The 11,155-nt window shown below is 41.7% G+C and carries 9 protein-coding genes; 6 read left to right on the forward strand and 3 right to left on the reverse strand.

The features are described from left to right. The first annotated feature begins 153 nt into the window (after nucleotides 1–153). The 5 genes from EGS71_RS20505 to EGS71_RS20525 are packed head-to-tail and all read left to right on the forward strand — an operon-like array spanning nucleotide 154 to nucleotide 4,476. Nucleotides 154–1,086, forward strand: a complete 933-nt coding sequence (locus EGS71_RS20505) for a 4-hydroxyproline epimerase (RefSeq protein ID WP_000859582.1) — start codon at nucleotides 154–156, stop codon at nucleotides 1,084–1,086. Further along, a complete protein-coding gene (locus tag EGS71_RS20510) occupies nucleotides 1,083–2,186 on the forward strand; it encodes an NAD(P)/FAD-dependent oxidoreductase (protein ID WP_000845219.1) in 1,104 nt (367 codons plus the stop codon). The genes EGS71_RS20505 and EGS71_RS20510 overlap by 4 nt, the downstream gene beginning before the upstream one ends. After that, nucleotides 2,187–2,417 carry a (2Fe-2S)-binding protein gene (locus tag EGS71_RS20515; protein ID WP_000615330.1) on the forward strand — a complete coding sequence of 77 codons (231 nt, stop codon included), beginning with the start codon at nucleotides 2,187–2,189 and terminating at the stop codon, nucleotides 2,415–2,417. Next, nucleotides 2,417–3,679: an NAD(P)/FAD-dependent oxidoreductase gene (locus EGS71_RS20520; protein ID WP_000415221.1), complete on the forward strand. Its 1,263-nt coding sequence runs from the start codon at nucleotides 2,417–2,419 to the stop codon at nucleotides 3,677–3,679. The genes EGS71_RS20515 and EGS71_RS20520 overlap by 1 nt, the downstream gene beginning before the upstream one ends. Nucleotides 3,680–3,723: 44 nt before the next feature. Beyond that, the gene (locus tag EGS71_RS20525) at nucleotides 3,724–4,476 is read left to right on the forward strand and encodes an AraC family transcriptional regulator (protein WP_000177082.1); all 753 of its coding nucleotides are present in this window, start codon (nucleotides 3,724–3,726) and stop codon (nucleotides 4,474–4,476) included. Between the two features lie 68 nt (nucleotides 4,477–4,544). On the opposite strand, the gene abaF is transcribed toward EGS71_RS20525, so the two are convergent. The 3 genes from abaF to EGS71_RS20540 form a co-directional block, all read right to left on the reverse strand. Then, entirely contained in the window at nucleotides 4,545–5,834 is a 1,290-nt protein-coding gene (gene abaF, locus EGS71_RS20530; protein WP_025464941.1) for a fosfomycin efflux MFS transporter AbaF, read from the reverse strand. Between the two features lie 157 nt (nucleotides 5,835–5,991). Then, on the reverse strand, nucleotides 5,992–7,572 hold the full coding sequence (locus EGS71_RS20535) for an aldehyde dehydrogenase (NADP(+)) (protein WP_000932290.1): 1,581 nt from the start codon (nucleotides 7,570–7,572) through the stop codon (nucleotides 5,992–5,994). Between the two features lie 152 nt (nucleotides 7,573–7,724). Continuing rightward, a complete protein-coding gene (locus EGS71_RS20540) occupies nucleotides 7,725–9,296 on the reverse strand; it encodes an APC family permease (protein WP_000203775.1) in 1,572 nt (523 codons plus the stop codon). 448 nt (nucleotides 9,297–9,744) lie between these two features. Here EGS71_RS20540 and EGS71_RS20545 point away from each other — a divergent pair, with 448 nt between their 5' ends. Continuing rightward, nucleotides 9,745–11,124 (forward strand): L-serine ammonia-lyase, encoded by a 1,380-nt coding sequence (locus EGS71_RS20545; protein ID WP_000470942.1) that lies wholly within the window; start codon nucleotides 9,745–9,747, stop codon nucleotides 11,122–11,124. Nucleotides 11,125–11,155: the final 31 nt, after the last annotated feature.

The following is an 11,155-nucleotide window of genomic DNA, read 5'->3' on the forward strand; positions in this document are numbered from 1 at the left end:
TCATTTCAATTAGGCCAATGGCCTAATTTTTTTGTCTTTATTTTAGCTGAAGTAAGTTTTCACTATGCTGATTTCGTCATAGATTTATAAGAAAACGATCAAGCTTGCTGTTTTGAGATCAGTCATCCTAAAGGAAAATGTAAGGATACTTCTATGAAAACAGTAAAAATTTTGGACTCTCATACTGGTGGTGAACCAACACGATTAGTGCTTGAAGGTTTTCCTGATTTAGGCACAGGGGATATGGAAAGCCGCCGAAAAATATTATCAGAACAATATGACCATTTCCGTAGAGCAACCATGTTAGAGCCGCGCGGTAATGATGTGTTGGTTGGCGCATTATTGTGTAAGCCAGTGAATCCAAAAGCGAGCGCGGGCGTTATTTTCTTTAATAACACAGGCTACCTTGGTATGTGTGGTCATGGCACGATTGGTTTGGTAGCTTCGTTAGCACACTTGGGAAAAATACAAGTAGGTACACACTTAATTGAAACTCCAGTAGGTGATGTTGAAGCGACATTGCATGAAGACCATTCAGTGAGTGTGCGAAATGTACCGGCATATCGTTATAAAAAAGCAGTCGAAGTTGATGTTGAAAAATATGGAAAAGTTACTGGTGATATTGCATGGGGCGGTAACTGGTTCTTCTTGATTAATGATCATGGTCAACGTGTTTCAAGTGATAATTTGGATCAACTTACCGAATATGCGTGGACTGTTAGACAAGCGCTTACGGCACAAGGAATAACCGGTAAAGATGGGCAAGAAATTGACCATATTGAGTTATTTGCAAGTGACACCGAAGCAGACAGTAAAAATTTCGTACTTTGCCCAGGCAAGGCCTATGACCGCTCACCATGTGGAACTGGAACGAGTGCGAAAATTGCTTGCTTGGCCGCAGATGGCAAACTTGAGCCAGGAAAGTTATGGAAACAAGCCAGCATTATCGGTAGCCAGTTTATTGCCTCGTATGAGCAAGCAGGGGAATATGTGATTCCAACCATTCGTGGTGAAGCTTACATGAGTGCCGAAGCAACTTTATTTATGGATGAAAATGACCCATTTGCTTGGGGTATTCAGCTATGAAAACCGATGCCATCGTCATTGGGGCAGGCATTGTAGGTGCGGCATGTGCTTATGAATTGGCTCGGCAAGGGTTAAATGTGCAAGTTTTGGATGCTCGGATTGGTGGTGCCACAGCCGCGGGCATGGGGCATTTGGTCATTATGGATGACTTGAAAGCCGAATTAAAACTTAGTCATTGGTCAGTTCAGCTATGGCATGAATTAGGACACGAACTTTCGGAAGACTGTGCTTATCGCCAAACGCCAACTTTATGGCTGGCAAGTAGCCCAGAAGAAATGCAGATTGCTGAGGAAAAATATCAACGTCTCACTGCACAAGGTGTCCGTTGCCAACTTCGAAACGCAGATGAAGTTCATCAGCTTGAACCTCACTTAAAGCAGGGTCTTTATGGTGGTTTAGAAGTTTTTGATGATGGAATTTTATATGCACCTTGTGCTGCTGAATGGTTATTAAAAAAATTTCCCCACAAGGTTCAGGTTCAACAAGCTAAAGTTATTCATATTGAAGAAAATCGGGTTCAGTTAAGTGATGGCAAATGGCTAGAAGCTGCGCATATCGTTTTGGCTAACGGTATTCATGCGACAGATTTTTTTCCAGAGCTACCGATTGAACCTAAAAAAGGTCATCTGGCGATTACTGATCGTTATCCCGAATTAAATGTAAAGCATACGTTGGTGGCTTTGGCTTATGCGGCCAGTACTCAAGCGACAAGTGGAATTTCGGTGGCTTGTAATATTCAGCCTAGACCGACGGGCCAGCTTTTTATTGGGTCATCTCGTCAGTTTAATACAGTTGATCCGACTGTAGAGCCAGAAGTCTTTACTCGGGTACTTAAAGAGGCTGCCGATTATTTTCCAGCTTTGGCTGATCTTAATGTTATTCGGGCATGGACTGGCTTTCGCGCAGCCACACCCGATGGTATTCCGGTAATTGGACAACATCCTGCATTTCAATCGATTTATTTAGCGGTAGGTCATGAAGGATTAGGTGTCACAACAGCAACAGGGACAGCAAAACTGATTGCCTCACACATATGTGGAATAACTTTTGATATAGATCCAGAGCCTTTTTTACCTCATCGTTTTATAGGAGCTGCATAGATGATTCAGCTTTTTATTAACGGACAATCAGTTTCTGTGATTGAAGGTACGAGTGTTGCTGCTGCTTTAGCACAAGCGAAATCTTACAGCCGTTTGTCAGTTTGTGGTGAAAAACGTACTCCATTTTGTGGAATGGGAGTTTGTCAGGAATGCCGTGTCAATATTAATGGACTCAGAGTGCTTGCTTGTCAGACGCTGTGCCAGCAAGACATGAAAGTGGAAACACAATAATGGAAAAACAATACGATGTGGTGGTTGTTGGTGCTGGGCCTGCAGGGTTGTCAGCTGCTATTGCAGCCGCCGAAAGTGGCGGGCGAATTTTAATATTGGATAATAACCCACAGGCGGGCGGTCAAATCTGGCGCGCTGGACCGATTTTCCCTGTACCTGAAATGGCGCAGCAGAAATATCAACAAATCAAAGCTCATCCTAATATTGAATTTATGTTTGGTTCGAAAATTGTCGCCGCGCCTTTTGCAGGCCAGTTACTCGTTGAGCGACCTCACGACAGCCTAAACTTGTCTTATCACCAGCTTATATTGTGTACGGGAGCAAGAGAACTGTTTTTGCCTTTTCCCGGTTGGACTTTACCTGGCGTAACAGGGGCAGGTGGTTTGCAAGCCTTAATTAAAGCAGGCACACCTGTCAAAAATGAACGCATTGTGATTGCAGGTTCAGGGCCATTACTTTTAGCAAGTGCGGATACGGCAAAAAAAGCAGAGGCTCAAGTTCTCTATGTTGCCGAACAGGCGGCTTCATCTTCCGTTCGTAAATTTGCACTGCAACTTTGGCGTTGGCCTTCGAAAGTAATACAAGCGTTATCTTTACCTCATCGTTTATATCAACCTGACAGTTATGTGGTTGAAGCGATTGGTCAGGAACGTCTTGAACGAGTAAGGCTACAAACGCCGAAAGGAATCATTGAAATTGAGTGTGATCGACTCGCGTGCGGATTTGGTTTAGTCCCGAATACTCAATTAGGGCAGTTAATGGGTTGTCAAATTAAGGACAATGCGATTACGGTCGATGACTATCAACGTACATCACAGCCACAGGTGTGGGCAGCAGGTGAGTGTACAGGTTTTGGCGGAAGTGAGCTGGCGATGGTCGAAGGTAGCATCGCAGGTTATGCCGCTATAGGCCAAAATGAAAAAGCCAGACAATTATTTGCTCAAAGACAACGGTATCGTTTATTTGCACATCTCCTTGAGAAAAGCTTTAAGTTACGTGCTGAGTTAAAAACGCTTGCACGCCCAGAAACTATTTTTTGTCGATGTGAAGATGTAACTTTTGATAAGGTTGCCAAGCGTAGTAGTTGGATTGATGCAAAATTACATACACGTTGTGGAATGGGAGCTTGCCAAGGAAGCACATGTGCAACAGCAGCGGCCTGCCTGTTTGATTGGCAGTTGCCTAACTCTAGACCACCATTACTGCCTACTCGTGTAAAAAGCCTCATGGCGATGTCTACTTCTCCTTTAAATCAAAAATGAAATGTTCTAGAGTAGACAAGTTATAACTTTGTCCGCTCTAGCTCATGACTTTGGTTCAAATTCCGAAACTAACTACCACTTTGGAAGATTTCTTAAAAAATCTGGAAAGTATAGAACCATTGTTTGATGCTTTATCTTCGGTGGTGTTTTTCATCAAAAATACCGAAGCACGTTATGTCTTTGTCAATCAAACATTAGTAAATCGCTGCGGTCTAAAAGATAAAACTGCAATATTGGGAAAAACCTCTTCTGAAGTTTTTCCTCATTCACTTGGAAAAATATATACATCGCAAGACTTGCAAGTTATTCGCCGCGGTAAAAAGTTAACAGAGCAATTAGAACTACATTTATATGCAAAAAATCAGTCGGGTTGGTGTTTAACTTATAAAGAACCATTATTTGATACGGATGGAAACTTAGTAGGAATAGCGGGTATTTCTAATGATTTAAATGTGCCTGAAAATACACATCCTGCTTTTTATAAAATGGTTCAGGTTGAGGAATATATTAAAAAGAATTACGCCGAAACCATTACTTTGGCGCATTTGACCGCAATTGCTGGCGTGTCGGTGGCTCAGTTAGAACGTTATTGCAAAAAAATATACCATTTAACGCCTCGGCAAATGATTAGCAAAATTCGTCTCCAAGTCGCCACTGAACTGCTTGCGACTGACTTACCGATTACTCAAATTGGTTTGCGCTGTGGTTATACCGACCATAGTGCTTTTTGTCGTCAGTTTAAGTTACATACAGGCATGTCACCTACTTTGTATCGGGCCTCTATCAAAAATATTTAGATAAAAAAAATGGGTTGTATAGAACAACCCAAAAATGATTATTAAGTGCTGAATTTGTATATTAAAGATTAATCTTTAAAAGCTAGAGATCGGCCTTTGGTTTCTTTCACCAGCAAAATCGAGACAATAGAAATCAGACTTGCGGCAACCAAATATAAAGAAATCGGAACCGAGCTATTAAATTCTTTGAGTAAGGTTAAGGCAATTAATGGAGCAAGGGAACCTGCCATAATGGGTGCGACCTGATAACAAAATGAAAGCGCCGTATAGCGGATGTGAGTTGGAAATAACTCAGTCATTAACGCAGAGTAAGGCGAGTAGGTCATGGACTCAATAAATAAACCAAGCACAATTGCTAGCATAATGAGCCAGTCATTGCCTGTATCCATTAAAGGAAAGCCGACAAAACCCCAAAAAGCAGTAAGTACAGCCCCAATAAGATAAATAGGTTTGCGGCCAAATATATCGCTTAAATGTCCCATAAAAGGAATAATAAAGAAATGGATCAGATGAGCGCCAAACATGAGCAGTAAGATCTGCGAAGTATCTTTATGGACGACTAACTTTAAATAACTGATCGAAAAAGTAACCACCATATAGTACAAAATATTTTCTGCAAATCTGGCACCGATACCCGCAATAACAGATTTCTTATGATATTTTAAAACCTCAATAATCCCGAGTTGTTGTTTTTCAAGAAGCTGTTGTTTGGCCTGTGCTTCTTTAAACACTTCGGCATCGTCTACATTTTTTCGAATCCATAAACCAATCAGTACCACGACTGCTGAGAACCAGAATGCACAGCGCCACCCCCAGTCTAGGAATTGTTCGGGTGAGAGGTTTTTTGAAAGTAATAATAAAACCAGTGTGGCTACTAAATTTCCGAGCGGTACGCCAGTTTGTGGCCAGCTTGCCCAATAACCTCTGCGAACATCTGGACTGTGCTCTGAAACTAAAATAACTGCGCCGCCCCATTCACCACCAAAAGCAAAACCTTGAATTAAACGCAGTATCACTAGGAGTGTAGGTGCCCAATAGCCAATTTGATGAAAGGTCGGAATACAGCCCATTAAAAAAGTAGTGATACCGACAATAATCAGGCTAATTTGCAATAATTTCTTGCGCCCAATTTTATCGCCGTAGTGACCAAACACGAGGCCACCGAGAGGTCTTGCTAAAAAGCCAACGGCATACAGGGCAAAGGCCGCCAAAATTCCATCTATAGCATTGCCAGTTTGTTGAAAGAAAAGTTCGCCAAAGACGAGGGCAGAAGCGGTTCCATAAAGGAAAAATTCATACCATTCTGCTACGGAGCCAACCATGGAGGCCGCTACTACCTTTTTTAGTGTTGTCGTCATATACCAATATCCTTATTTGAAAATATGTTACGCATTGATTTAATGGAGCATCGTGCTATTCATTTTTTGCACTTTTTTATTTAAATAATGTGCGGTTACGCTGGAGGCTTTGAACTAAAAAAAGGAGTTCATCTCTTGGATAAACTCCTTTAAAGAATTAAAGAGCAGCTTTACTCATTTCACCATTGACCAAGCGCGCAATACCAAGCGGATTGGCATTTTGAAGGGCGAGTGGCAATAAGTGATCTGGATAGTTTTGGTAGCATACTGGACGTAAATAACGCTCGATTGCCAAGGTTCCTACCGATGTACCACGTGCATCTGAAGTTGCAGGATATGGCCCGCCGTGTACCATGGCATCACAGACTTCCACACCTGTTGGGTAACCATTTAGAAGTAAACGTCCTGCTTTTTCTTCGAGTAATGGAATAAGGGTTGCGAAGTTCTCAAAATCTTGTGGCTCGGCAATTAATGATGCTGTAAGTTGACCACGTAGACCGCTTAATGCGAGAGCAAGCTGCTCTGCTGATTCAACTTCAATCACAATCGTCGTTGGGCCGAACACTTCTTCTTGAAGTAATTCATCATGCTCGAGTAAAAGAGATACATCGGCTTTAAAGAGCTGAGGATAGGCTTGCTGGCCTTGTTGTGGTTGACCCGCTAAATGCTCAATCTTGTCATGTGCGAGTAATGCTTTAAGACCATGCTCGTAGCTTCTTAAAGTGCCTTTGTTAAGCATAGTTTGTGGCGGTTGCTGAGCCATTGCAGCCTTGAACCGCGTAATAAATTGGCTAAATTCAGGTGATTTAATTCCAATAATTAGGCCCGGATTAGTACAAAACTGACCGCAGCCTAAAACCACTGAACCACTAAGTTCGGTCGCAATTTTATCACCACGCACTTTTAGAGCTTCGGGTAATAAAATCATTGGGTTAATGCTCGACATTTCGGCAAAAACAGGAATGGGTTCAGGACGTGCGGCAGCTAAATCGCATAGAGCGCGGCCACCTTTAAGTGAACCTGTAAATCCAACGGCTTTAATTGCAGGATGTTTTACCAGTGGCTCACCGACACCTTGACCATAAATCATGCTAAAGATACCTTTTGGCATGGCGCATTTCTCAATCGCACTACAAATGGCATTTGCAATAGATTCGGCCGTTGCCATGTGACCGCTATGAGCCTTCACAATAACTGGACATCCAGCAGCAAGTGCTGAAGCGGTATCGCCACCCGCAGTAGAAAAGGCAAGAGGGAAGTTACTTGCACCAAATACGGCAACTGGTCCAACACCGATTTTATATTGACGTAAATCTGGACGTGGAAGTGGCTGGCGCTCAGGTAAAGCCAAATCAATACGGGCACCTAAATAGTCACCACGGCGTAATACTTGAGCAAATAGGCGTAATTGACCTGTGGTCCGCCCACGTTCACCGCGAATACGCGCTTCCGGCAAAGCAGTTTCTTGACAGACTGTTGCAATAAACTGGTCATCAAGCGCATCAATTTCACTGGCAATCGTTTCTAGAAAAACGGCGCGTTGTTCTGGCGTAGTTTGTCTAAAAGCCGGATAAGCCAATGCAGCTGCTTGAGCTGCCTGATCAATTTCTTCAGGAGTTGCTTGAGCAAACTGATAGGGTAATGCTTCATCTGTTGCAGCATCGTAGCTTAATACAAACTTACTGCCTGCACTTGAACGTTGACCTGCAATAAAATTTTGACCAGTAATATTTAACATTATCAACCTCACTTGAGAGTGAACGTCAAAAGTGGTTCTTCTGACGTTGGAGAGTTATCAAAGCGAAGGTTTTACATTTGAAAATATTGTATTTTGTATACGGTATTAATCAAAAGAAAACCTTAACTTATATGTGTTTAAGCAAACGATCGCTAAGCTTCATCGTCATTTTTAATCAGTGCTTTTGGTAAACCTGAGCGTATACCCCAGTAGTAGCAACCAAGAGAAATCACCATGACGAATAAGGTGTCGAAAGGCGCTGCCAATAGGTGTGATGCGCCATCACCGAAGCTGCCAAGGTAAGAGGCAAGAATCATTAAAATGTAGTAAACAAGGAGCCATGTTGATGACTTTAACTGTTGGGCAAGGCTGACTTCTTGGGTTGGCACGTAGCGCTTAAAAATGACATAGAGTGCAAACAACACGATTTGTGCGCCTAGCAACCATGAAATGACATTCCAGCCAGACCAATACACAATAAAAGACGCAATGACAAAAGCGAGCGGCCCGAGAACAGTAAATCCTTTTACATAGAATGGACGTTCAAGCTCAGGAGCATTACGGCGTAAAGCACCCACTGTGACAGGAGCTAGGGCATAACTTAAAACTAACGCTGCTGAAACTACGGAAATTAATTTATCCCAAGATGGAAACGGCATGGTCCAAAATACTGAAAGTGCAAACGTTAACCATAATGCATAACGTGGAATGCCAGATTTTGGGTCTACACGCGTAAAAATACGGAAGAATGTATTACTGTTTGACCATGCATAAATGACACGTGGAGTTGCAGCCATATAGATATTGCCGCAGCCAGACGGAGAAATAATGGCATCTGAAACAACTAAGAGTGCTAACCATCCCAAACCTAATAACATGGCAATGTCGCGGTAAGGTAATGGGAACTTGTCACTAAGTCCTGACCAACCATTTGCTAACATATCGGTAGGTACTGCACCTAAGAAAGCAACTTGAAGCACTACATAAATAATCGTTGCCAAAACGACAGATAAGATGAGTGCAAAAGGAATCGTAAATTGAGGACGTTTTACTTCACTTGCTACCGAAATAATCGGCGTTAAACCCAAATACGCAAAAATAATACCGCCAGCAGATACGGCACCTTGTACGCCGTGAGCGCCCATTGGAGCAAACTCGGTCATTGAAAAGTTTGCAGGTTTAAAATGGTATAGAAGTGCAACCATCACTAAAACCGGAACAGCAAATTTCAACGCACTAATCAGGTTGTTGGCAATTGCAAAGGTCTTTACGCTGTAATAGTTCAATGCAAAAAATACGCATAAAAGTGCAAACTGAAACAACCATCCAATGGTAGTTGGAGTTCGAACACCATCATGTACGGCGGTAAGAGAAGGGAACCATGCTGCTGCATATTCGCGGGCAGCGACGACTTCAATTGCAATTAAACTTGAAAAGGCAATGACGGTCACAGAACCCAATAAATATCCTTGTAATGGGCCATGTGAAAATACGGGATAACGGATAATACCGCCTGCTCGGGGTAAGGCTGCGCCTAACTCACAATAAATAATTCCCAGAATTAAAACGGCAAAGCCCCCAATAATCCATGACAATATACCCGCAGGGCCGGCTTGAGAGGCCACATGACTTGCTGAAAATAACCATCCTGAACCGAAAATGGCGCCTAAGCCAATGAATGTAAGATCCATTAGAGATAACTGTTTTTTAAACTGACTTGTCATTACGTTTTCCTTAACGACAGAACTATTGTTCTTTCATATATCGTATACGATATATGGTTATTGGTAAATAGGGGAATTTTTATTCTATTTATGGGCAATGAATGATTTAAATACTATGTAAATGTTTGTTTTTAATTGATTTTAAATAGCCTAAATTTCAAGTAAATAACTTGAAAACCAAATATTTTTATAAAAAATTGGCAAAGGTTTGTGATTTTATTTGCTCAAAAGAACAATTCTTCAATATTGGTTGAGTCATTTACCATTTAAATTAATGGAAAATTCAATTTTTAAAAAAGGCTGTATTAGCAATTGATTGTGTTGTTTTTAGGCAATGAACCATTTATTTTCAGTGCTTTATAGATGGCTTAATGATAATTTTAGAGCTATCCGAAAGGACACAATAATGACGAACATACGAATAATAATGAATCGAAGGTAGGACCACGTGTTTATTAGTGTATTTGATCTTTTTAAAATTGGCATCGGCCCATCTAGCTCCCATACAGTTGGACCCATGCGAGCGGCATACAGTTTTGTGGAAGATTTATTGAAGCAAGACGATTTACAAGCCACGGTTAGAGTTCAGGTGAAGTTATACGGTTCGCTGTCGGCAACCGGTGTCGGTCATGCGACAGATAAGGCTGTTCTGTTAGGTTTAATGGGTTTTGACCCTGAACATATTGATACTCAAGTAAGTACAAGCTTGATTGAAGATGTTCTTGAAAATAAAGCCATCCAGCTTAATCAGCAAAAGACTATTTCTTTTGACTATAAGCATGATGTGCTTTTTTTAGATGAATCTTTGCCTTATCACCCCAATGCAATGGAACTAATTGCGTATAACGAGGCTCAAGAAATTTTATATGCAGAAACTTACTATTCGGTTGGTGGTGGCTTTATTGTCAGTGAAAGAAAATTAACACACATCCACACTGAAACCAATGACGTTAAAGTTCCATATCCATTTCACAGTGCGGCTGAACTTTTAAGCTTATGTAAGACTCATCATTTATCAGTGAGCGAGTTAATGCTTGAAAATGAAAAAAGCTGGCGGAGTGAAGCTGAGATTCGTAGCAAGATTATGGAAATCTGGAAAGTGATGCAGCAATGTATTCACAACGGATTAATTAATGAAGGCATATTACCGGGCGGATTAAACGTAAAACGTCGGGCTAAAAAAATTCACGATAAGTTATTAAATAAGAAAAATTCAAACCTGATTGTGACGACTTTTCATGCGATGGAATGGGTCAATTTATTTGCCTTAGCGGTAAATGAAGAAAATGCTGCTGGCGGTCGAGTAGTGACGGCACCTACAAATGGGGCCGCAGGAATTATTCCGGCAGTTTTATATTACTACGTGACTTTCTCTAAAGACTTTTCCGAAGATAAAGTGGTTCGTTTCTTTTTAAGTGCGGCAGCCGTTGGCATTTTATGTAAACTCAATGCTTCTATTTCTGGTGCAGAAGTAGGGTGTCAGGGAGAAGTCGGCTCGGCATGTGCAATGGCTTCGGCAGGCTTAGCCGAAATTTTAGGTGCCTCACCTGAGCAAGTGGAGCATGCGGCTGAAATTGGGCTTGAACATAATTTAGGGTTAACGTGTGACCCGATTGGTGGTTTGGTTCAGGTGCCTTGCATTGAACGAAATGCAATTGCAGCCGTAAAAGCCATTAATGCAGCCCAAATGGCACTTCATGATGACGATGAACACTTTGTCACACTAGATAAAGTCATTCAGACTATGAAGGAAACAGGTAAAGATATGTCTGAGAAATATAAAGAGACTTCAAAAGGTGGTCTCGCTGTTAACGCCATTGAGTGTTAAAAAAATGAGATGGGGACGAGGTGACCCCATC

It is taken from the genome of Acinetobacter sp. FDAARGOS_559, from assembly GCF_003940475.1.
Classification (GTDB): domain Bacteria; phylum Pseudomonadota; class Gammaproteobacteria; order Pseudomonadales; family Moraxellaceae; genus Acinetobacter; species Acinetobacter baumannii.

Bases quoted from the DNA above. Each gene is read 5' to 3' on its own strand.
- EGS71_RS20515 (WP_000615330.1), top strand. From the start codon at position 2,187: ATGATTCAGCTTTTTATTAACGGACAATCAGTTTCTGTGATTGAAGGT.
- EGS71_RS20520 (WP_000415221.1), top strand. From the start codon at position 2,417: ATGGAAAAACAATACGATGTGGTGGTTGTTGGTGCTGGGCCTGCAGGG.
- EGS71_RS20525 (WP_000177082.1), top strand. From the start codon at position 3,724: ATGACTTTGGTTCAAATTCCGAAACTAACTACCACTTTGGAAGATTTC.
- EGS71_RS20510 (WP_000845219.1), top strand. From the start codon at position 1,083: ATGAAAACCGATGCCATCGTCATTGGGGCAGGCATTGTAGGTGCGGCA.
- EGS71_RS20540 (WP_000203775.1), bottom strand. From the start codon at position 9,296: ATGACAAGTCAGTTTAAAAAACAGTTATCTCTAATGGATCTTACATTC.
- EGS71_RS20535 (WP_000932290.1), bottom strand. From the start codon at position 7,572: ATGTTAAATATTACTGGTCAAAATTTTATTGCAGGTCAACGTTCAAGT.
- EGS71_RS20505 (WP_000859582.1), top strand. From the start codon at position 154: ATGAAAACAGTAAAAATTTTGGACTCTCATACTGGTGGTGAACCAACA.
- abaF (WP_025464941.1), bottom strand. From the start codon at position 5,834: ATGACGACAACACTAAAAAAGGTAGTAGCGGCCTCCATGGTTGGCTCC.